The organism is Cytobacillus sp. BC1816, from assembly GCF_051353635.1.
Lineage (GTDB): Bacteria > Bacillota > Bacilli > Bacillales > Cytobacillaceae > Cytobacillus > Cytobacillus oceanisediminis_C.
Genome location: NZ_CP195611.1, coordinates 697,228 through 719,410, shown reverse-complemented (window position 1 = coordinate 719,410; position 22,183 = coordinate 697,228). Strand labels below are relative to the sequence as shown.

Sequence of the window (22,183 nt, the reverse complement as noted above, 5' to 3'; positions counted from 1 at the left end):
TATTTTATGTAGAATTTTAAAAAACGTTGACGAGTCCTTTTTTCTGATTTTTCATAATACTTTTTACTACCAAAAAAGTAAGGATTTTTTTCAACCACTTAACTCATTACAACTACTTTCTAAATTATCCTAAATAATATGTACCTGGCACAAAAGACAAAAAAGGTACAATATAAGCCTTACCTCGATTTTTAATTTTAGAGCCCCCTTTAAGTGTGTCAATTCTCCATAAATTTAACCCAAATATCCTTTATTAGAGTTATTCCACAAAATGGCCCTTTAATTAAAGAATACTTCATAAGCAGAAGATCATTTATACAACATAAAAGTTATTATTAACTCTTTACGCAAATAAAAGACGCTTTCTTTATTTCAAGAAAGCGTCTTCTTTTCAGAAATAATCTTCCGTATTCTCGCCGTATTGCTAAGACCCTAAAAACAATATGTTATTAAGTTACGTGCCTGTTTGTTTAAGTACATTTATTCGCATTCTATACGTTTTTGTACTAAATGATCTGCACAGGACTTGCGACACCTTCCCCTGCCAAGATGTAAATTCAAAAGATTATAACTGCATGAAATTGTTTTACAATAAATGATTTATACCGAGGATATTCACGGCAGCTTGTTTTATTCTGCCGCCATCCCATCACCGTTTTTTTCTTTTACTATAGTCCAGAATGCATGCTGGAACACATGGGAGACTGAGGGAAAGAACGTATACAAAAAAAATCTATTAATCTCTAAATTTCCCCGCTCCCCCTTATATGTCGTTACGGAAGTTGCCAAGCTACATTATAGTCATCGTATCCACCATAGTACTGCCAGATTTCTGCCTGTTCGTCAGTACCCGGGAAATCCAGCCAATCTGGATTGCTCGTTGTTAAATCTGAAGGAATGGCAACTGGGTAATAAGCAACCCAATACGCACCCGGAGTGCTTGGTGAGAAGGTCCCCATTGTGATTTCCCAGCTCCATGGAGACGAATAGGTACCAGGTTGTACACCTTCTCCATGTTGATTTAGATATTCAACAAATGCGTTATATATCGATTGATTATTTGCATAGTCATATTGATTCATCCCCGTTAATGCGGGTTCTACATCAATAAAGATAACAGGTCTGACTTTCGAACCATAGACACTTTTCATAACTTCATAGGTTTCCAGTGCTAATTTTGCCTGTTGTTCCCCCCATAAAGTTGGAGAAATTCCTTCTGGCGACATTTGCATCCCGGATAAAAACCAATAACCATAAAGGTAGCTGGCATCATCTGCTCTTACACTACTAAAATAAATTCCACCGCCAGTGCTTGCGTCAAATTGCACCTTGCTGCCATAACCTAATTTGCCAATATAAAAATCTTCACCTTCAGGATTCGCTGATGTAGCGGAATCCGATCCGAATGCATACTCCGTCATAACATCCGGTTCATTCGAATCTTCCACTGGGTCATTGGAAAAAATGGCTGATTTTTTGGCTGCATGTATGACCGCTGTTTCACTTGCATGCTCACTTGCCTGCGATTTTCCCTTTTTGTTTTCTACCTTATGTTGATTCTCTGCTTTTCCTTCTGCTTTAGAGTGTGCAGGGACCTCAGGTCTTGCAGAATCTGCAGGAGCTGATTTTTCACTTGCATGCTCACTTGCCTGTGATTCAATCTTTTTATTTTCTACCTTATCTTGATTCTTTGTTTTCACTTTTTCTTTGGGCTGTGCAGGAACCTCAGGTTTTGCAGGGGCTACTGGAGTTGCTTTTTTGCTGGCAGTTTCGGGACTGTTTGCTTGTACAGCTCTAACAGGTTCCCCTTTTGTTTTATCAGGTCCAGCCGCTGCAGTGAAATGGCCTCCTGACAACAATCCAAATGACATTACTGTAGTGACTATAAAAGATTTTACAATTTTTTTTGTGTTAAGGTATTTTTTCATTCCAATTTTTCTCCTCTTCAATATCGTTACATGTCGCTAAATACGTAGTAAACGTTAAGAAAAAGGAGCTGCTTTTGGAGGTGGTGAAGGTGGAGCGTTCATCCATTGAGAATAGTACTGAATCTCGCGGGAATGATAGATTTTGCCAAGGGTCAAACCGAAATCCCAGTCAAACCAATGTGCATCAAAGCTTATTGTGCCTGCACCCGGTTTGAATGGCTCATGTGATTCCCCTCCAGACGTTTGCATGCGTTGTGGAGGATTAGTTACGATCTCAATATCCCCAGGGTGATTCCTATTTTCAGGTGGCGTCTTGTTTTCTTGGTCTTTTAACGGTTTCTGCGACCCTTTAAGAGAACCACTCGTCTTTATTGAAACGAAAGATCCAGTTTCTTCAATAAAGTCTTCTGACTTAGCATTTAAACTTGGAGTCTGGATGTTGGTTTCTGATGCCTCAGACTTTGATTGGTTTGAGGAGAGTGACTCAGATGACTTAGGGACCACTGGAAGCTTGTTCGTGACATCCAATGGCATCGCTCTTCCTGTTTTTCCTGCATCTTTCACCTTTGCAGCCGTTTCTGCAGATTCACTAGCCTTTACATTCTTATCTAAAGACGGAGGCACTACCTTTTCAACCCGCCTATTGGTCTTGTCTGGTGACTTTGAAACAGGCTTTACTGGTACGGTTTGATGGGTACCAGGATTCGTCTCTGGTTTTTGAACTATTCCACCTTGACTTTTACTTTCGTTTTTGGGTGTAACGGAAGCTGCTTTTTCCGTAGCCTTTGGTTTTTCGATAGTATCTAAAACGTGAGTATGTACTGCAGAGTTTTGAGGTTCCGTTTGATCGGCTGCTCTGTTTTTCTCTGCAAATGCATTATTTGGCAGGAAAGCGGCTGCCCCTAAAAATAAACCCATCAAAATAAAGTGTCGGATATGCATGATTTCACCTCCTTTCAAAAAGCAGAGAGTGATCACTTCTATAGACAGCATTCGACATTTTTAGTTAATTTTTGTCGGTTGTTTTGTTCCTTCAACAAAGAAAGAGTTATTTAAACCTAAGCTTGATCTATAATAAATAAGGCGAATTTCCTTGAACAAAAAAGGAGGATTTATTTATAAGTTATGACATTAGTTGTCTATCAAAATGAAAAAAACCGATCTTCAAATTTGAAAATCGACTCAAAATATTTAACCTAGACACCCGATCGTATTTAAAGTCAACCAGAAATAAAAATATTTCTGGTTGACCATTATTTATATCGATATATGATAACCATAGCCGGGGTAGAACGTAAGCACCCGTGGGACTTGATCCCGTCAACTAAACCGTTCACCCCCTACTTGTAGAAACATGATTGAGGCTGGTTGGGACGTTGATCTCGTTGAACACACTCTTGAAGGTCTGGAAAAACTGCATTCCTTTCTCTCAGAAGTTGAGAGAATATCTGGGGTAAAACCTCCATTAGTCATGGAGTCAACCAGTCACTATCATACTCCGGTAGTCCATTATTTTGAGGAAAGAGGATACTTGATCATTATTGTTAACCCTTTAGTCTCTTATCGGGCAAAGAGTTCAAGTTTAAGAAAGGTAAAGACAGATATAATTGATGCCAATCATCTCTGCGAGATGTATTACAAAGAGGATTTGGAACCTTATAAAACGCGGTATCCAGCTCTTGAACCTTCGAAACCTGACTAGACAGCACGAAAATATTACGGGGATTTATGTGCAAACAAAACTGCAATCCAAGCGTCTTGGATCAGGTGTTTCCAGTATATAGAGGAGTGTTTGGGGACTTATATTCTGTTGTCTCTCTACTCACCTTACTTGAATTCCCTACATCTCAAAGTATCTTAGAAGCAGGTGAAGAGACAGTTACTAACACATAAAATAGTTATGTCCAAGGCGCTCCATCAAGTGGGCTAAGACAAAAGCAATAGCCCTTTTAGCTGCCGCAAGCCAAAATCCCTTTAGGGAAGATCTCTACCAAAGCCACATTTTAAGCGTGGAAATGTATATAAAAATGCTTCTGGAATACCAAAAGCATCTATCCAAATTTGAAGAAGAGATAGATGCCTTAGCAAAAGATATTGAAGAATATAAAATCATCCATTCAATCCCTAAGATCGGAGAAAAGACCGCTGCAACGATCATTTCTGAAATTGCCGAGATTGAACGGTTTGATCACCCTAAAAAGCTTGTCGCATTCGCTGGTATTGACCCGAGTATCTTTGAATCAGGTAAATTCAGAGGAACCGTAAACAGGATTACCAAAAAAGGTTCAAGCCGACTCTGTTTGTTGGATTAAAAGCTGTTACTTCGAAGCTTAGTGAACAGGGGCTGCCGTCTTCAACAGTTAAATTAATTAAACTGTTTTTGACCGATAAAAATAATTCCCAATCTTTTTGTTCCCAATTTCACACTCAACCTTGTAGCCTTTATTTCTTAGATGTCTTGCCACTAATAATGATTCATCCAATATATTTACTCTTTCCAAAACTGTTCCAGTAGAATGACAATCATGGTACCTACCAGTAATCCATTACTTAAAACATATTGAAAGGAAGATGGAATTCCGTTAAATGCACTTTCTGGAAGAAACATGATTCCCAAACTGATTAATAATGTAATACCTAATATAGTTAATCGACGTTGATTTAATTCTTCACGTAAAATCGATTGAAATGAAATTCCTATCATTTGAACAAATGTTGCTAAAAGTGCGGCATTAGCAATGGGACCTGGTAGCAATGATATAAAGCTTACAATTAAGGGAATAAAAGAAATTCCCGCTAATATGAGACTTGCTATAAGGAACGACTTCACTTTTTTTTGTCCAGTTAATTGAATAAATCCTGCTGATGCAGGTAATGGTACAATTCCAATTGTAGAGAAAAACGACGAGATAATATGTGATATACCTCCGACCCATACACCGCGCTTCAGTGTTTGCTTTTCATTTTCTTTAGAAAACGGAGCCACTTGTTTTACAGCCGAAATAGCAGCAATCGTATTTGCAACTAAAAGAAATGTAAATAAAGTTGCAGTTAGAGTCATTCCAATATCGAATCTAGGCATGCCCCAAGCAAATATCTCTGGTAACTTAACTAACGATGTGTGAGAAGGCATATGAGACGATTTTCTTAATACAGCATACAAAAGCCAACCACATGAAATTCCAAGTAACACAGCGTAACTTTTCATCCATCCTTTCCCTTTAATTGATAAGAAAGTAATAATGGCAAAAACAAAGAGCGCAATAGTAGCTGTTGTATAATCAGGATGAGTTACAGCTCCTTGTAATCCCATCATTCCTTTAAGTAACACACCACTAAGCTGAAGAGCTAAGATTAATAGAAAAGTTCCTGTAACAAAAGGTGTAAATAAAAGTAGAATTCGATGCACAAGCCCTGTTATACCAAGAATGAAGAGTATTACACCTGAAATAATTAATCCACCTTCTAAAAGTTGTAATACATCTTTTGCACTTTGTCCCTGATACATAGCTACTTGTCCCAATATGACAAATATACTTACCCATGAACCGGCTGGACCATCCGCAATGGGATAACGATGCCCAAACCATGCTTGTATAAATGAACTTACTCCCACAATTAAAAAAGTTCGCTGCATTAATGTTGAGATTTCTTCTATTGATAAATGGAATATGCCACCAATAATGATAGGCAATGCAATTGCATTTGCTAATAAAAACACAAACCACTGGATGATACTAAAGCTGGTATCAAAGTATTTTTTATTCATATTATTCTCCCTTGTAGAAAAAGAATCTCATAGAAAAAATCCATCCAGTTATATTAAAAAGGATGGATTTTTTAGGTTTAAAATTATATTTGATGATAGATTTTTTTAATTAATTTTAATTAATTACCATCTACGATAAGGTAAGAATTTTCCGTTAAGTGTAATAACTACACGAGGGTCTCCACCATTTGGATCTTCTTGTGTGTCCACACCTAGTTGGAAATTAATTGCACTCGCAATACCTTCGCCAACTTTTTCTTGGATTAATTCTTTAATAGTTGGTCCGTATATTAATAACATTTCATATAATCGATATAAGATTGGGTCAGTAGGAGGCATTTGCATTACTTCACCTCTATGTGGAATTACTGTTAATGCTTGAACTACTTCTTCATCTAACCCTAATAGTTTACCCATTTTTTCGGCTTCTGCACGTGTCATTGTAGCTTGTCCTAATAACGCTGTTACAACCCAAGTCTCAGAGTTTTCACTTACTTTTGAAATTTCTTCCCATGTTAAACCTTTTTTAATTTTTGCTTCCATAACTTTTTGCGTAGCTTCTTTTCTATTCATATCTATTAACTTCCTTCCATTTAAGTAATAAATTATTTTGTTTCACCATTTAATGCTTTATATCCATCAACTACTAAATCCAATTTACCTGTATGAGGATCAATAACTAAACCATGTACAGGAACATCTTTTGGAATAAGTGGATGATTTCTTACTAAATCAACATTGGCTTGAGTTGAATCTTCGACATCATGGAATCCAAATAACCATTTTTCAAGGTCAACACCAGCATATTCAATCGCTGATAAAATTTCTGGTGAAGCTACTCCACGATCTAATATTTTTTGAAGTGTTCCTTTTGGATTAGTTTGACTCGCACCACATCTATGGTGTCCAATAAGAAAGATTTCATCTGCATTTAGATCATATACTGATGCTATAATACTTTGCATAACACTATCGAAAGGATCAGCAATCTTACCACCTGCATTTCTGATAACTTTTGCATCACCATCGTGTATATCTAAAGCTTTTGGAAGTAGCTCAATTAAACGAGCATCCATGCAAGAGACAACAACCATACGTTTTTTAGGCATTTTTGACGCTTCACAAGGAGTGTATTCCTTATGTTCTACAAATTGTTCATTGTACTCTAAAATATCTTGTAATAACATGTTTGTAACCTCCTTTAAATCTAGATGTATTTTTTTGTTCCGTCCTCTATGTTATAAGTAAATATAACTGATAAATAATGTGATGTAAGAGGATAAACTAAGTATAGTGAATTGTATCGATAAGCAGAATAAGTTGACGAAACACTTTCTGGCTTTCTACTTTCACGATGAAAGGATTGGTTTTATATCATTGATCAAACAGATTTTGAGATACTGAAATTATTAGGAGAAAACTCAAGAATACAATGGAAAGAACTTGGTCAAAAAATACATATGACGGGGCAGGCTGTAGGAAATCGAATTCGAAGATTAGAGGATTTAGGAATTATTGAACAATATACAATAGCAATAAACCGAATCAAATTAGGACAAATAGTGACTGCATTTGTTACTTTGTTCGTAACAACAGCTAATCATCAAGAGTTTATGAATTTCTTTCGAGAAGAAGAAGGAATTTCTGAAGTACATCGTATAAGTGGTGATGGATGTTATTTATTAAAAACACATTTTGCTTCCAATCAAGAATTGGATAACTTTCTAGGACAACTATTAAAGTACGGGAATTATCGTGTTAACCTATCAATAGGAAAGTTAAAATAAGATTGAATATGTCTAAATTGCAGGCACAACTTAACATCTAACTAACTCAGAAAACTCTTGAAATTTTGATTGGTTAACTTTCTCAAGTTAATTAAAGAAGTAACACTTATATTATTATGAATGTGTCTATCTTCCGATAAAATATACTAAAACAAACTGGTCTTTAGTTCTATAAAGCTAATATTGCTTATTTAGAGACTTTATAAATACCGAACAGTCCGAATACACTACGCTTAAACTAACCTGCCCGTTCGTTTTATAAGGTCACCAGATATTTCTGGTTGACCATTTTTATTTTGGTCTTATTATATCAGTAGCCAGGGTAGAACGTACCTGCCAGTGGGGCTTAGACCCCGTCAGCAAAACCGTTCGCCCCCTACTTGTAGAAACATGATTGAGGCTGGTTTGGGACATAGATCCCGTATAACAAGCCAAGCTGTGACACTGCATGGAGGATTAGGGGTTACTGGCAAATCACTAGTTTAGGAGGAGATTTAAGAATGAATCCAGTAATTGGTCTGAATATTTCAAAAGGGGAAAGTCAGGTTCAAGCATTTTTAGACAAAGGTAAACCTTATCGTAAAAGTTTTAAAAGCTTTTCATACGATTGAAGGTCTTGGCTTACTTGTAGAATTTCTGGAGGAAGTAAAGAGAGAAACAGGTCAGAAACCACCTATCGTCCTAGAAGCAACAGGGCATTATCACTCCCCTGTTGTTCAATACCTAGAAGACCGTGGATATTTATTGATTATCATTAATCCAATGATTTCCTATAAGGCTAAAAGTTCAAGTCTTTGGAAAGTAAAGACTGATGCGGTTGATGCTTCCCATCTCTGCGAGCTGTAGATTCACTTCTTGTTGATTTAGCATAAGTTTTAGTTGTTGTATTCATTAACTATTAGCTGGTTTTGTTATAAAAGAAAAAGGGAGCCATATCAGCAAGCTTTTGAAGAATGTCTCTTCAGAGTCGTGTTTGGTTCTATCATATCTACCGATCATAATATGATGTCCAGTTTTTTTGCTATTTCATTCTTGAAAGGTTTTTCTTAAATTACTGAACTCTCAAATAATTATTTCGTATACCTAAGCTGATGCGGATGCTTCCTTTTCTTAAGTGAATCTTTTAGATAAGATAGTATATAGTAATCTAACTCTTGACTAAGTTGCACTGTTAAACTATTAGTAATTCCATATTTTAAAATGCTATCAATCATGGAGCCCCTTTTTTCTTCAATGGCTTTATTTAGTTTAACTTGCTCGGATTTATATTTTAGTAGGTTATTTTCTTTTTCGGTATGAATGGATTCTCTTTCCATTATCTCAACTACAGTCTCTATATTATCCAATACCTCGGTATCTTTAATTAGTTCTTGCTTGTTTTCCGAAATTAAATTAGCTAAAGGGCGTTTTTTTGGTTTCATTTTTCTTCAACCTCTTATTTAAATTTGAATACAATTCTATAATTTCTAATTAGCTTAATCGATAATACACACGCAAGGTCTGGCCAAGATTTTTTAAATTCATAAAACCTAACAGACAAGCTGAGGCTCTATTACTTTTTATAGCTTTTCCTTTTAATACACAGGATTCATATGTGTATTGGTAGTTCATGTAAACCATTCGTCATTTCAGAAACAATAAAGGCTTTCCCTCTCTACATCAGCACAGGTTTCAGCAGAGAGTGCTTCTCTAAGACAGAGACATATATGTTCACGTCCTTCAGAGGGTTAGATCAGGAAGGGCCCTACAAAAGTGACGTGTTTTAAACCTTTATAAAATTTCAAATTTTCTTTTTGGAATTTTACAAAGAGCTTGTACTTTGAAACATACCTCTGCACTTTTGGCAAATGTAAGTAATCTTTATTCTACACTCCTCACTTGTGATTAATTCTAGTTATTTTTGGATCACTCATCATTAAAACGTGATCTTCATTTGTCCATCTAAGGTCAAGCTTTTAAATTAACTAGTTGATATACTTCAATAATTTAACATCAATTGTTTTCGGCTCTTCAACCTTGTGCATAATTCTATTAACCGATATACCTTCGCGGAACAATATCTGCTCCCACCAATTCAATATAGTATATATAGTTAATTTGAGTGGTCTTCTAATTCTCATTTCTTTCGTTTCTATCGTCTAATGAATGATCAATTTTTTCATTGGAAATCACTGGTTGTTCTTGTTGCTCGTCCCCGTGATCATTTTCAGTTTGATCATTTTTTTCTTCTTCATCTGATATTGGTGGCTGGTTTGACTCAGCTTGATTTTTTTCATCATTATCTTCTTCAGGAGCTTTATTATTTGTATACTCTTTCTCTATTTCTTCAGTCTTACTAACCGTTGCTAAAAGCATATCTCGATTGAGAGGAACTTGGATCACCTCATCAATATAATGGTTTAGTCCAATTAGATGATAGCCCACTTCATTTACCATACACGAAGTATTCTGCTTTACCGAAGTTTGGAACGATTCTCCCGGATATAATAATTTATTATTATTTACAAGTTTAATAGGGATTTTTATGTCTGAAATGTTCTTTATGATGATTTCTTGAGAAATCTTACAATTGTCGTGATAGGTAATGTCACTAGTTGAAATTGTTAACAAGTCTTTTGTTGTGGCATTCGTTATTTGTCCACTTGATTTAATTTCAGATGTAAACCAAGCATATGTATGAAATTTACTAGCATAGAAAAACATGCAAAACATTAATATATTGAATTGAATGATTAATAGAAAATGATACCTTCTCATACAACTCGCTCCTCTAAATTAAGGCAGCCGAAAAATCGACTGCCCACCTAATTACTCCCCGTCGTACTTGGAACCTTCATCCGCTTGTTTTGCTTGTACTTTCAAATCTGCAGTGTATTTCACACCTTGGTATGCATTGTTTGCAGTTTCATCCAATTTAATCGCAAACATGACGTCAATATATTGATCAGATTTCAATCTCCAAAATGGTTGATTTGTCCCTTCTCCAAGCATCCACTCTTTATTTGATAAAGCTTTAAATCCTGCTGCTACATCTTCCCCAACTATACCCGTTACCGCAGTAACACCCGGTGCAACTTCAATTTCATCAGCAGCCACATTAATTGTATCTACTACATTCGTCGTTCCTTCAAATAATTTCTCAAGTTTAATTTTTGATGCCTTTAATACATCTTCATTTGGCTTTTCTTTATATTTCAAAGCAATATAGCCAACTTTATATTTTTTAATATTTATATTATTGTCTAACGATTGATTTAATGTTGCTTTAATATGAGTATTTTGTGATCCAGTATTGTCAATCGTCATCCATTCTCCGTACTTTAATTGGGAAGGAGCAAAATCCACACCATCAATAATCTTTTCCGTTATATTTTGTCCATTATTCAATTGCAGTGTTCCGTTCACAATTTCTCCTGCTGCACTGGTCTCTGAAGTGAACCAAGAATACGTGCCGAACCCTGCTGATACTACTAGAGCTCCTACTAAAGTCGTACCTAACAATGCGTTCTTTATATTCTTCATAAGAAAACCTCCCTTTACTACTTAATGAAACAATTATTATAATAGATAGTCTTCAATATAAAAAAAGTGAATAGCGGTTCAACTATCTTTCGAAAGGATTTTTATATTGGTAGATTAATTGTTTTAAAGACGAATCCCCCCGCATTGTTCTGGTACAGCATGTTATACTTTTATTTACTATTTGGCTCAAGACCTAAAGCACTTAAAATATCTTCTAATCCTTTCTTACCAAGCTTCTCCTGAGGTTTCTCATTTTTCTTGGCTGCTGCACCTATTTTTAAGAAGTTCTTTTCGATTAAACGTACATCCTTTTCATCGACAATGCCGTCTTGGTTGATATCTTCTTTGTTATGCTTCTTCCCGTAGAAGGCAGCAACTTGGATAAGATCGTGAATATCGATCACTTCATTGCCATTTACATCTCCAGCTTGATTGACCTCCATTCGAGAGCTATACAAAGTCCCAACCAACTCACCATCTACTGTTTTACTAAGCTTGACGGTTTTTATACTCGTTAAATGACCAGGAACTTCAACATAAATATCATAATCTTTCTTAGAAACAGGAATTCCATGAATTTCAGCATATCCTCTTTCGTCTATCGTCCCTTGATATTTCTTTCCATTCCCTGCTTGCGCATATACTTTTGCTCCTATTTTTGAATAGTCAATATAGGCATTTGTACCATCTTCATTTAAGAAGCCTTCAATATTCACATAGCCTCTTACAACTGAATGCTTCGGAATAATTGAAAATTGATCATTTGTAAATCCAGGAATCGTTGTTAACTCAGAAGATCCCATTTTTCTATATGAAAATTCTTGAACGTTAAATCCTCCGATTCCACTATACTCTTCATCATTCACTACTTTAAAGCTCACATCAAGGAATGGCGTATCTCCATCAAAGCCTTGGAAATCTTTTTGTTCAATGTCTGCTCCGACATTCACCGTTTTGTACCAAAGATCCTCATCAAAGGTAGGATTCTTAAGATTAACTTTTAAATTATTATCTTTTGCATATTTTTCAAACGTTTTATTAACCTTTACATCTTTAAATTCAAACAATTGTTTCGAATATTCAACCCCAAATGAACCAGCTAAAAGCTTTTTCACATTATTTACATTTAGAGTCATTGTTACTGTATCGCCAAGCTTTACTTTTTCTTTATCATAACTAGGCAATACATATTCTGTCCCTTCTTTAACGAAGGTATAGCTGTTTTCTCTTCCGAAGAAGTTAGCAGCCGTTGCAGTATCAACTGGTAAAAGCTTCAAATTAACAGGTTTTTCAATTTCCTCTGGCAAGACACCAAATTTGATATCTCCATTTGGCTGTACTGGCAACTTACCTGATGGAAAAGGTGAATTTTGATAGTAATAGAGTGAATTTGCTGACTGATCATATGGCAGTCCTTTTGATTTTAAAACATCAATGGTAGAATCATAGACATTTGCATGGACCCATAATGCATGATGCCCATCTTCATCTGTATACATGGAGTCATCGACTTCATAGAAGTTTGGCTTATAATCTTCATACGAAACTTCAGGTGCTTTATTATCTACAACAATTACTTGATCGTTAATAAAAGATTTTCCTTTTTCATCCGTTGCGATCGTTTCAAATATATATTCTCCATCCTCTAAGCGAGTTGACTTATCAGCAATTGGATTGGAAGGATCATTTGTGAATGGATAAACATTTCCTGTAAACGCCCATAATAACCATTTATTTACATCTGGTTCAATTTTATCAGCCTCAAAAATAGAACCGATGAAGCCTACAGGCTGACCCGTTTTTCCATCTTTCACAAGTATATCAATCGTTTTCATCGGACTCTTTAATTTAAATGAAGCATGTGCAAATGGAACTAAGAATGGATGAAATTTCGTTGTATCCGTTGCCACTGCTGGTCTATCTAGTTCAACATAATCAATTCCTTGATCTGTATAACGGATTGCAAATGGAATTTGATAGCTTTCCTCGTTATTTTGTGGATTTACAAAATGGATATAACCTTCATAATTTCCCTTTGCCGCATCCTTTGGAACATGTATAGCCGGTAGAACTTCCTTCGTTTGACCCGGAGATACGGAAATAGAATCAGGTATTTTTATCTCTACACCATTCTCCTTTGCATCTTGAATACCAGCTTTTGCTGGTAAAAACTCTACTTCAACCTTAAATTCTTTATCTTCTTTTTCATAATTTTCAATCACTACCTTTTTTTCTAAATCTATTGATTCCTCTTTTTGATAGTAACTTCCAAATGCGATAGAACCCGTTTCTTCATCAATTTCAACGATATCATTTCCTTCTACATTCTCTGTTTTATCAAGAACCTTTAAAGTAACACCTGCATGGGCTGCTTCGTAGATATCAATTCTACCTGCCCCTACTTCATTCACTGAGTATTTTTCTTTCATCTCATCGGCAGTGTTCATCAAAGCAGCTTTTACATCGAATGGTGTATATTCCGGATGTTCCTGTAAAAGTAAAGCAGCTGCACCTGCAACATGTGGAGATGCCATAGATGTTCCTTGCATACGTGTGTACGCAATATCATAATTCTCCCCATCTTTTGGATCATTCATATATTCAGGATAAGTAGAAAAGATGGCTACTCCTGGTGCCACAACATCTGGCTTAATATCATAATTTTTTGCAATAGGACCACGGGAGCTGAAATCTGCTAAATAATCGCCTTCGGTTTGAACACTACCCATTGATTCGAAGATAAATGGGACATTTTCTTGTGATTGTAAGCGTTCACCATCCTCCTTTGTTAGCTGGAAGGTTGGAACAAAGCCAGTGCTTTCTCCTAAGTAGGCTGCAATCTCGCCTTCTACGTTGTTATAGAGGATAACTGCTGCTGCCCCTGCTTTTTTAGCGTTTTGAATTTTTTCATCAAAAGCGATTTCACCACGCTGTATTAAAGCGAGCTTTCCTTTCAGGTCTTTCCCTTCAAAATCGCTGCTCTTTCCTAGTCCAACAAAAACAACCGGGAAAGATTGATCCTTTAACTCTTCTAATTTATCTGTAAAATTCTTACCTAATAATTTCATCTCTCCATATTTTTCATCACCAGCACTCGCAGTATAAGTGGCGATGGTTTGTGATACATCACTTGCACCTACCGTAATGGCGAAAGCAGATGTACCAGGAGAACCTACCGTTTTTTCATTTGGCCCAGCATTACCAGCTGCAACAACAGAAACAACTCCAGACAGCATGGCATTGTTAATGGCTACTGATGTTGGATAAAGTGCATCATTTATAGTTGCTCCCAATGATAGATTGATAACATCCATTTCATCCCCAACTGCCTTGTCAATCCCAGCAAGAACCGCATCTGTTCTCCCGCTACCATAGGGGCCTAGTACACGGTACGCATATAAGTCTGATTCAGGTGCAACCCCTTCAACTGCATGTTCAACAGCATTTTTCTTTTGTCCAGCTATCGTTCCAGAAACATGGGTACCGTGAGATGTATAAAAAGGGCTGCCATTATAGATTTCAGGATAACCTCCGGAATTTTGCCAGTCCTTGTATGTTGCTTCCATCGGATCCGAATCGTTGTCAACAAAATCATACCCACCTTTATAAGCGTCTTTTAAATCTGGGTGGTTATAATCAATCCCTGTATCAATAACTCCGACTTTTATCCCTTTTCCATTAATATTTTTTTCATGGAGCTTGTCCGCTCCAATTTGGCGATTACTATCGGCAGAACCTGTTTGTGCTGTAGATTTTAGTTCTTGTGGTTCTTTCGGGAGCTCTAATTGAATTTCTTTGTTATTCCAAACTCGTTTGACAACATCGGATTTCACTAACTCTTCAATCATATTGCCTGGAATGGAAACAGCTACACCGTTAAATGCATGTTTATATTCTCTAGTAATTTTCGAATCATCTAACTTTTGACTGCTTGCAACCTTTAACCCTGTCAGTTTATTAAATTCCTTTTTAAATTGTTGATGGGATGCCTCTACCTTATCTATTGCAGAAGACAGTGCCATCTTTTTTCCATTTGCTTCTTGTTTCATCAATTCAACTTTAGCCGGCGCTTGGGTAAATTCAATAATGACATTTACTAGTTCAGGGCTATTTACATTGATATCCGGAGAGATTACAAATCCCGGTCCCACCTCAAGCTCCTTAAGAGCTCTTCTTTGTTCATTACTTAAGTTATTCAGTATTTCATGGACATTTGCAATCTTTGATTGCCCCTGATCCTTTGCTAGTACATTCTGTGGAATTCCAGAAGATGCTACTAAACTTGCTGTTAATGCTGACCCTAACAATATACGCCCTAGCTTCTTGTTCTTCATACCCTTCCTCCTTAATTTTCTCTGTATAAGTGAAAATAATGTCTGTTATTTCTCAAGATGTCCATTCGATCATTTCAAATAGATGAAGGTGCTGAATATTCCCCATAAAATGAATTAATCGAAAATTCACTCTACAAATATCTTATAGTAAGTACTTTGTGGAGTATATTGGAGTAATTCTTTTCTCAATAATCAGGTCCTTAATACTAGTTATATGTAGTATGAATATCATGAAAATGATATTTTCAACGACTAGAATACATAGTTTCACCCAAATACCCAAGCCCTAATTACCCATTCACAATTGAATGTATTAAAAAAACACCCGAAATTACCCCAAATTAGCAAATTTATACAAATGTTAATTTGTGAATTCACGAGGAATTAGAAGAAATCGCTCTTTTTATTTAACAAAACAAAAGAAATTCGGCAAATATCATAGTTTTTAATTTAGTAGAAAAAGTTTACAATGACGGGAGAAAAAATTTAATTATAGGGAAGATTCTGAAATAATACGAAAGTTGGGGAATTGATGATGAAAATTTTATCTAAAAGCATTTCGTTTATTCTTTTTATCACTATCATCCTGGTTATAGCCTTTTTACTATATTCCACGATTCAATCAAAAAAGCACCCAGAAAAAGTACCAACTATTTATGGAATAAGCCCATTAACCGTATTAACCAATAGTATGAATCCTTTCATTAAAGCGGGTGATTTAGTTTTTATAAAAAAGGTTTCACCGACAGAAGTGAAAGTTAATGATGTGATTACATTTAAAGAGACTGAGACAAAGTTTATCACTCACCGTGTAATTGAAATTAAACAAAATCAAGGAACCGTTGGATTTGTCACAAAAGGAGACAACAACAACGTAAAAGATACTAATATGGTTACATCAAACCATTTAGTAGGCAGTCTAGCATTTAAGATTCCGAAGGCGGGATATATCGCAAAGTTTGTTAGTGGTCCTATTGGATTTATTCTATTAATTCTTATACCAGCTACTGGGTACATTTGTTTAGAAGTTTATGAAAGACTTTCGAAACCTAAGAAAAAATCATCACCTGACATCTTAAAGTAATCAAAGCTTTCCCGTTTGTTTCCCCCTTCCCTGGTACCAGAATAAAACTTCTAGGTATTCAGAATACAAATTCTCTGGAGTCAGGACTAGATTTACTTTGCCCTGGTGTAACAATGCTGGGACTGGGTATAAAAGCAATGTGAATATTTTATTTATCAAGTCAAGCAAGAATAGGGGAAATAAAAACCCCCCACATAAAATTATGATGGGGGTTAACACAACACTAGTCCAATTCATAACAGCTCTTCTCAGCCTGCAATATCTTTTTAGAGAGAGACCATGCCTTTTCGATTTGTCCTGTTTCCATATAGTACCGAAAAAGCTTGATTTCATAGTGTTGGATTAGAACCTTTTTTCCGGACTGAACTAAATATGGAAGCACTTTATTTTCAACATAGTCATAATAGGAATCTTCCTTCTCATTCAGTAATAATAGATGTAGATTAAAATATAAATATCTTTGGTCTTTCCTTTTTTTAGAAAGGCGTTGGCCTTTTTTTGCATCGGACAATAGGCTTTCTTTCGATTTTAAGTTTCCTTTATAACAAATGTTTATATATAAATCCAACATGGTTAGAAATAGGAAATCTTCTTCTTTCATTAAGGTCAATCCTTTTTCAAGATACTCTTTTGCTTCTTCATAATGTTTTCTTCTAAATAATTCTTCCCCAAGATTATAATAGAGCTTTATTAAACGATCTACAGATTGAATCTTTTTAGCAGATTGAACTAGCTTATAATAATAGTTGCGAGTCTCTTTTAGGCTATATTGTGATTGGGCGTTTAGTTGAAGGATAATAAGTGTTTCTGTATCAAGTATACGTGTGAAATTTAATGTTTCTTGAAAATAGCGCAAAGCCTTTTGAGCATAATAGTACGCTAAAGTACTGTCATACACTGCATGATAGGATATAGCCAGGTGATAGTAATATTCTTGGCTCGTGTAACTGGAATCAATTTTCTTTAGGACTTCAATAGAATCTTTGTAGCTTCCAATACTGAAGTAATAAATTCCTTGAACATGTTTATAAAGGTTACTCTCATAAGGGGATAGATTGATGGCTATTTTCTTGATCTTTTCCATCAATTTATGACACTTTTCCATTTCATAATTAACGAGATAATGACGGGCTAAAAGCAATGAGTAATGCACTTGAAAGTCAGGAATATCCTTTAATTGGTTTGAGTCAATTGCTGCTTTTTTTTCTTTCATTTTTTCGGTATCTAACATAACAATAGCATTTTTCCATTCTTCTAATGTCTCTTCAAAACCTTTGTAATTCCTTACTTCGTCTTGAATATTTATTTTCAATTGTTCAGAAAGAATAGCTGTAATTTCCCCTGAATATTCTGTTATGCCCCGCTCAATTTTACTTAAATGACTGACAGAACAAATCCCTTTTGAAAGTTGTTCTTGTGTGTATCCCTTTTTTTCTCTGTAGTATTTTAGAATCTTCCCCTCGATCATCTATGTCCCCTCCTACTGATAGTATAAATAACAAACTTGAAGTTTGGAATAGTCTGTAAGAAGATGTAGAGAATGTATAATAACGTGGACGGCTACCCCTTAAGAAATGCGGCAATCTTAAAAGATTTATTAATTAATTTTTTATTCGAACCAAGCAAATAAGCGTTAATCCTTCTTAATGCTAAATATGATCTAATTAAAAAATGTCTAATCCCTTATTACCAGGGGTTTGGACATTTTTTTAACCATGTTTATGGAAGCGTTAATTTGTATTCTACGAACATTTATTCCGTAATTTTACCTCGGTTGATCATACAGTTCTTTTCTTGCTTATTGATATAAACGAGTGTACATCTACGTTTTGTGTGGCCCGATATGTCTTAATATAACCTGGATACATGCTAACTGCATGCCCTTCGGTGCTATATGAGCAGCAAATGTAGGGCGAAATGTGAACACCTAGCTCTTACAAATGTTCTCTTCTTAAATAAAAGCACCCTATTGTTGAATAAGCAATGTTTACTTCATAATCATAAAAAGCATATCTGATAGGAATTCTTATTGTTTGTTATACCTTTCTTTCTGAGACCATATTCGACTATTAAAAGTAACTTGTAATATGCCAAGAATGTGCTCCAACAATAACTTTAAGAATCTTTGTTATAAAACATGCCGTTTTTCTTTATAGACATATTGACAGGAATTAATTTATATCATAAATTATACATATAAAAACTATGCATAGATTTACTATGCATTCGGAAGGTGGACTGTTTATGAAGATTAGCAAAGAATTGCTAAAGGGTAGTACCACTACTCTTATTTTGAGTTTGCTAAATTCTAAACCAATGTACGGCTATGAAATTATCAAAGAACTAGAATCGAAGTCTAATGGAATTTTTAGTTTTAAGGAAGGCACGATCTATCCCATCCTTCACAGCCTTGAGGAAAAAGAATTAATTGTATCTTACTGGGGCGAAGGGACCGGAAAGAGAAAAAGGAAATATTACAAGATTAATAACCAGGGCAAAGAATCTATTGTAGAAAAAAAAGAAGAATGGTCCGTTTTCAAGAATGCTGTTGACGAAGTTTTAAGTGGGGAGAAAATCGTATGGGATTAGATAATAAGTTTGAAATGTATATTAGAGATTTGTAAACGGATAAAAAATAAGGATGTACATGCCCATATAAAACTGGAAATTAACGATCACCTTCATACGCTCAAAGAGGAGGCCATGAGTACAGGACTTTCAGAAAAAGAGGCTATAGATCAAGCATTGGCACGTATGGGAGATGCAGTAGTTTTGGGAAAGCAGCTTAACAAAACACACAAAGCCCCTATGGATGTGAAAACCTTGTTGCCAGTGCTGACAGCTTCTCTATTTGGGCTACTGGTTATGTATTATTTGCAATTCCATTCGGCTTTTACAGAGCTTCAAGAACTGAAAGTTTTCAATAATAGTCTTAGCTTCTACTCGTTGGGTGTCGTGCTCATGCTAAGCCTATTTATGTTTGATTACAGAAGATTGATGAAATACTCCAAGCACTTCTATGCGGCAACAATCCTCATACTTTTATTGACAGTTCTCATTGGTGTTAGAGTCGATGATGTGCCATTTTTAAATGTAGGCTTTGCCACTATTAATTTCACCGAAATCACTCCATTCCTTTTGGTCATTGCCCTTGCTGGAATGTTTCATTCCTGGGATTGGGATGATAATCGAAAGTCTTGGTTTGGATTAGGTATTATGTCAATACCAATTTTACTAATGGCGACGACAGGAGCCTTCGCAGCTACTATTATTAGCATCATTGTATGCGCTGTAATCATGCATACGTCAAGGTCCAGCCTTAAGCAAACTATAACATTCGCAGTTGTTGCTTCTATATGGCCCATCTGGAATCTGCTGTCTCTTTCTCAAAGATACTCCATGGTAAACTCCTATACAGATCTTAAAATAGGTGAGGCTTATTTTATAGGAAGTGCCCTTCAGGTGACCCCAAGTTTCATTTCTGAGGTCCATACAGATTTTATCTTGGCGTACATCATCTATTCGTTTGGGTGGCTAGCCGCAATCACGGCTTTAGCTCTGGTTATATTTTTTATTTGTAGAATATCGATTACCGCCAAAAGTGTGAATCCCCCTTATGGAAAATTGCTAATTACAGGATTGGCAGCAGTCTTTTCAGCTCAGTTTATACTAAGCCTACTGATGAATCTCGGTTTATCTCCACTGAGTGGTGTACCCGTACCATTCATGAGTTATGGAGGTTCACATTTATTGCTGGAGATGATATCCGCAGGACTGATTCTAAGCGTATATAGAAGACGAAAAACCAAGGAGACAGTTTCCTTGACTCACGGTCCGCAAAGTAATTAAAAGCAACCCATAATGGATTCAATGCTGCAAGAAGCCATTACTAAAAATCTCAGACTATTTGCCAGTCTGAGATTTTTTAATGGATTACTTTATTAGTGATAAAAAAGTGCCAGATCCTTTATACTCAAACTGTTCTTACCGATGCGGTCTTTAATTACCTCTTCCACGAACTACTACATTTTTTAATAAATTCATTAAAAAATGCGTTTATCCTTCTTGAATTAACGCAACCGTTAGTTCAAGAAGAAATTGCTACTTTATTACTGAGTTTCTCTTCTATCCGCCGTGTAGACTAATACGAAATAAAGGATGTACATTGAAATAAAGTAAACCACCGCGGAATAGATTATATTCCATTCACCATAATGTAAAACTCTAATATAAACTGCATACAACTCAAGTAATAAAAGAATGCATGTCCATCCCAAGATATATATAAATTTCATAATCGCATTAGATTTCAAGGGAAAATAATTAAATATAATAACCAGTACAGCAATCTCACCAAGGGCTACAACTAGGTACAACCCCTCTATTTGTTCTTTATCAAAATACCAGTAAAGTTTGTACTTTAAATCAAGATACAAATCAGTTATAAAATTCATTAACAATGCAAACTGGATTGTAGCTAGTAACTCGTGCCTTGTTCTTTTTCTGGGCATTTTTAGGGCAATTAAAAGAACTAATATAACTGTCACTATAAATAGCTTCACCAAGGGGAACACCTCGTTTTTTAAAAAAACAACAATATCAACTATTATCATTTATTATTCGATGAATTATTCTTCTTAAACTAACCTGCCGCTTTTGTTAAATAAGAAAAAGCTGCCTGGTTTGGCAGCTGGTTTTTAATAATAGTACCTATTGTTATATATACTCTCCCGCTGATGTTAGTTTCAATTCCTCAAAAAGTTCCGGAATGATTAGCTGTTTGAATTTATAAAATATCCTGTATTCGCCTTAACCCACTCTTCGAAAGTAGACGGCTTATGTCCTGTAACTTCCTCAACGGTCGACAATACCTTATGAGCGGATGGAGGCGGGTTAAGGTGCCAGTTAATCACATAGTCAATGGCATCCTCCTCAACACCCATCTTCCTCATTTGCTCACGTTCTTCTTCTTCGGAACTTTCAACAAATCGGATTTCCCGTCCGATAACCTTGCTAATAATCCCAACTTTATCTTTAACTGACAAACTCTCAGGCCCTGTTAAGGTATATATTTTCCCTGCATGACTGTCCTCAGTCAGTGCGGCTGCTGCGACCCTTCCAATATCAGCTTCATGAACAGGAGCAATTGGTGATCCCCCAAACAGATCTCGAACCAGCCCCTCTGAGCGTATGGAGTTTGCCCATTTTCGTGCATTTGCCATAAATTCAAAGGCTTGAAGTTGAGTCCACTCCAGGGAACTTGCCTCAACTGCACTTTCAAATGGGCCCTTTTCGCCGTTCCATAAAACAGTAACCCTGCGTACTCCAGTTTTCTCAGCAAGCTTAATGATTTCTGGTCCCGTTTGTAACGGAGTATATTCGGCGCCAGTAGTAATCAAATGCATACCGCTTACGTCAACCAGAGCAGAACCGAGCGTACCTGGTTCACTTAAGTCCCCCGAAACAACCTCCACACCTGCAGGCAGATTGGCCTTTAGCGGATTACGTGTCAATGCCCTCACTTTTTCTCCCTTTCGAATAAGTTGATCTACGACATGCCGCCCTACGGTTCCCGTCGCTCCTGCCACTAATATGGTCATTCCTTTCCATCCTCCCATTCTTGTTTCATCCCATTAATTTTCTCAGCCAAATTTGACCTTGTTAAAGCAGCTATTTTTGTTGGTTTGGCCTTATTTATTTTCTTCTCAAATATTTTCGAGAATAAATCCCTTTAAACATTTATATAACCTTCTTTATTT

The 22,183-nt window shown here is 35.9% G+C and carries 16 protein-coding genes and 2 pseudogenes; 6 read left to right on the top strand and 12 right to left on the bottom strand.

Going from position 1 to position 22,183, the window contains the following annotated elements; all coding sequences use genetic code 11:
• Positions 1-773 precede the first annotated feature (773 nt).
• Complete coding sequence (locus tag ACR42H_RS03895) at positions 774-1,928, bottom strand: hypothetical protein (RefSeq protein WP_436374781.1); 1,155 nt, start codon at positions 1,926-1,928, stop codon at positions 774-776.
• 54 nt (positions 1,929-1,982) lie between these two features.
• Positions 1,983-2,870: a hypothetical protein gene (locus tag ACR42H_RS03890; RefSeq protein ID WP_436374780.1), complete on the bottom strand. Its 888-nt coding sequence runs from the start codon at positions 2,868-2,870 to the stop codon at positions 1,983-1,985.
• Positions 2,871-3,312: 442 nt separating this feature from the next.
• Here ACR42H_RS03890 and ACR42H_RS03885 point away from each other — a divergent pair.
• Positions 3,313-4,225, top strand: a pseudogene (locus tag ACR42H_RS03885) (IS110 family transposase); the annotation flags it as partial.
• Between the two features lie 191 nt (positions 4,226-4,416).
• Here ACR42H_RS03885 and ACR42H_RS03880 read toward each other — a convergent pair.
• The 3 genes from ACR42H_RS03880 to ACR42H_RS03870 all read right to left on the bottom strand — a co-directional run bounded on the left by ACR42H_RS03880 (position 4,417) and on the right by ACR42H_RS03870 (position 6,884).
• Positions 4,417-5,697 carry a purine/pyrimidine permease gene (locus ACR42H_RS03880; protein WP_436374779.1) on the bottom strand — a complete coding sequence of 427 codons (1,281 nt, stop codon included), beginning with the start codon at positions 5,695-5,697 and terminating at the stop codon, positions 4,417-4,419.
• Between the two features lie 123 nt (positions 5,698-5,820).
• A complete protein-coding gene (gene cynS / locus ACR42H_RS03875; protein WP_436374778.1) occupies positions 5,821-6,270 on the bottom strand; it encodes a cyanase in 450 nt (149 codons plus the stop codon).
• A 32-nt stretch (positions 6,271-6,302) separates the two neighbouring features.
• Positions 6,303-6,884 carry a beta-class carbonic anhydrase gene (locus ACR42H_RS03870; RefSeq protein ID WP_436374777.1) on the bottom strand — a complete coding sequence of 194 codons (582 nt, stop codon included), beginning with the start codon at positions 6,882-6,884 and terminating at the stop codon, positions 6,303-6,305.
• Between the two features lie 186 nt (positions 6,885-7,070).
• Between ACR42H_RS03870 and ACR42H_RS03865 the strand changes: the two genes are divergently transcribed.
• Entirely contained in the window at positions 7,071-7,484 is a 414-nt protein-coding gene (locus ACR42H_RS03865; RefSeq protein WP_436376828.1) for an Lrp/AsnC family transcriptional regulator, read from the top strand.
• Between the two features lie 500 nt (positions 7,485-7,984).
• Positions 7,985-8,327 (top strand): annotated as a pseudogene (locus ACR42H_RS03860) (IS110 family transposase); the annotation flags it as partial.
• 227 nt (positions 8,328-8,554) lie between these two features.
• On the opposite strand, the gene ACR42H_RS03855 reads toward ACR42H_RS03860, so the two are convergent.
• From ACR42H_RS03855 to ACR42H_RS03840, 4 genes are all read right to left on the bottom strand, one after another.
• Positions 8,555-8,905, bottom strand: a complete 351-nt coding sequence (locus ACR42H_RS03855) for an aspartyl-phosphate phosphatase Spo0E family protein (RefSeq protein WP_436374776.1) — start codon at positions 8,903-8,905, stop codon at positions 8,555-8,557.
• 688 nt (positions 8,906-9,593) lie between these two features.
• Complete coding sequence (locus tag ACR42H_RS03850) at positions 9,594-10,241, bottom strand: hypothetical protein (protein ID WP_436374775.1); 648 nt, start codon at positions 10,239-10,241, stop codon at positions 9,594-9,596.
• Positions 10,242-10,292: 51 nt separating this feature from the next.
• On the bottom strand, positions 10,293-11,006 hold the full coding sequence (locus tag ACR42H_RS03845) for a hypothetical protein (protein WP_436374774.1): 714 nt from the start codon (positions 11,004-11,006) through the stop codon (positions 10,293-10,295).
• Between the two features lie 170 nt (positions 11,007-11,176).
• A complete protein-coding gene (locus tag ACR42H_RS03840; protein WP_436374773.1) occupies positions 11,177-15,340 on the bottom strand; it encodes a S8 family serine peptidase in 4,164 nt (1,387 codons plus the stop codon).
• Positions 15,341-15,872: 532 nt separating this feature from the next.
• On the opposite strand from ACR42H_RS03840, the gene ACR42H_RS03835 reads away from it, so the two are divergent.
• Positions 15,873-16,424 carry a signal peptidase I gene (locus ACR42H_RS03835; RefSeq protein ID WP_436374772.1) on the top strand — a complete coding sequence of 184 codons (552 nt, stop codon included), beginning with the start codon at positions 15,873-15,875 and terminating at the stop codon, positions 16,422-16,424.
• A gap of 223 nt (positions 16,425-16,647) precedes the next feature.
• Here ACR42H_RS03835 and ACR42H_RS03830 read toward each other — a convergent pair whose 3' ends face one another.
• A complete protein-coding gene (locus tag ACR42H_RS03830; RefSeq protein ID WP_436374771.1) occupies positions 16,648-17,892 on the bottom strand; it encodes a helix-turn-helix domain-containing protein in 1,245 nt (414 codons plus the stop codon).
• A 776-nt stretch (positions 17,893-18,668) separates the two neighbouring features.
• On the opposite strand from ACR42H_RS03830, the gene ACR42H_RS03825 reads away from it, so the two are divergent.
• Together ACR42H_RS03825 and ACR42H_RS03820 are read left to right on the top strand one after the other, a co-directional pair.
• Positions 18,669-19,013: a PadR family transcriptional regulator gene (locus ACR42H_RS03825; protein WP_436374770.1), complete on the top strand. Its 345-nt coding sequence runs from the start codon at positions 18,669-18,671 to the stop codon at positions 19,011-19,013.
• A 9-nt stretch (positions 19,014-19,022) separates the two neighbouring features.
• On the top strand, positions 19,023-20,273 hold the full coding sequence (locus ACR42H_RS03820) for an FtsW/RodA/SpoVE family cell cycle protein (RefSeq protein ID WP_436374769.1): 1,251 nt from the start codon (positions 19,023-19,025) through the stop codon (positions 20,271-20,273).
• Between the two features lie 260 nt (positions 20,274-20,533).
• Here the strand turns inward: ACR42H_RS03820 and ACR42H_RS03815 are convergent, their stop codons facing one another.
• Both ACR42H_RS03815 and ACR42H_RS03810 read right to left on the bottom strand, forming a co-directional pair.
• On the bottom strand, positions 20,534-21,037 hold the full coding sequence (locus ACR42H_RS03815; RefSeq protein WP_436374768.1) for a CBO0543 family protein: 504 nt from the start codon (positions 21,035-21,037) through the stop codon (positions 20,534-20,536).
• A 159-nt stretch (positions 21,038-21,196) separates the two neighbouring features.
• On the bottom strand, positions 21,197-22,042 hold the full coding sequence (locus ACR42H_RS03810) for an NmrA family NAD(P)-binding protein (protein WP_436374767.1): 846 nt from the start codon (positions 22,040-22,042) through the stop codon (positions 21,197-21,199).
• Between the last annotated feature and the right edge of the window lie 141 nt (positions 22,043-22,183).

What these genes read in the sequence shown, in the direction of transcription:
- ACR42H_RS03895 (WP_436374781.1), bottom strand. Translation starts at nt 1,928, where the DNA reads ATGAAAAAATACCTTAACACAAAAAAAATTGTAAAATCTTTTATAGTC.
- ACR42H_RS03890 (WP_436374780.1), bottom strand. Translation starts at nt 2,870, where the DNA reads ATGCATATCCGACACTTTATTTTGATGGGTTTATTTTTAGGGGCAGCC.
- ACR42H_RS03880 (WP_436374779.1), bottom strand. Translation starts at nt 5,697, where the DNA reads ATGAATAAAAAATACTTTGATACCAGCTTTAGTATCATCCAGTGGTTT.
- cynS (WP_436374778.1), bottom strand. Translation starts at nt 6,270, where the DNA reads ATGAATAGAAAAGAAGCTACGCAAAAAGTTATGGAAGCAAAAATTAAA.
- ACR42H_RS03870 (WP_436374777.1), bottom strand. Translation starts at nt 6,884, where the DNA reads ATGTTATTACAAGATATTTTAGAGTACAATGAACAATTTGTAGAACAT.
- ACR42H_RS03855 (WP_436374776.1), bottom strand. Translation starts at nt 8,905, where the DNA reads ATGAAACCAAAAAAACGCCCTTTAGCTAATTTAATTTCGGAAAACAAG.
- ACR42H_RS03850 (WP_436374775.1), bottom strand. Translation starts at nt 10,241, where the DNA reads ATGAGAAGGTATCATTTTCTATTAATCATTCAATTCAATATATTAATG.
- ACR42H_RS03845 (WP_436374774.1), bottom strand. Translation starts at nt 11,006, where the DNA reads ATGAAGAATATAAAGAACGCATTGTTAGGTACGACTTTAGTAGGAGCT.
- ACR42H_RS03840 (WP_436374773.1), bottom strand. Translation starts at nt 15,340, where the DNA reads ATGAAGAACAAGAAGCTAGGGCGTATATTGTTAGGGTCAGCATTAACA.
- ACR42H_RS03835 (WP_436374772.1), top strand. Translation starts at nt 15,873, where the DNA reads ATGATGAAAATTTTATCTAAAAGCATTTCGTTTATTCTTTTTATCACT.
- ACR42H_RS03830 (WP_436374771.1), bottom strand. Translation starts at nt 17,892, where the DNA reads ATGATCGAGGGGAAGATTCTAAAATACTACAGAGAAAAAAAGGGATAC.
- ACR42H_RS03825 (WP_436374770.1), top strand. Translation starts at nt 18,669, where the DNA reads ATGAAGATTAGCAAAGAATTGCTAAAGGGTAGTACCACTACTCTTATT.
- ACR42H_RS03815 (WP_436374768.1), bottom strand. Translation starts at nt 21,037, where the DNA reads ATGATAATAGTTGATATTGTTGTTTTTTTAAAAAACGAGGTGTTCCCC.
- ACR42H_RS03810 (WP_436374767.1), bottom strand. Translation starts at nt 22,042, where the DNA reads ATGGGAGGATGGAAAGGAATGACCATATTAGTGGCAGGAGCGACGGGA.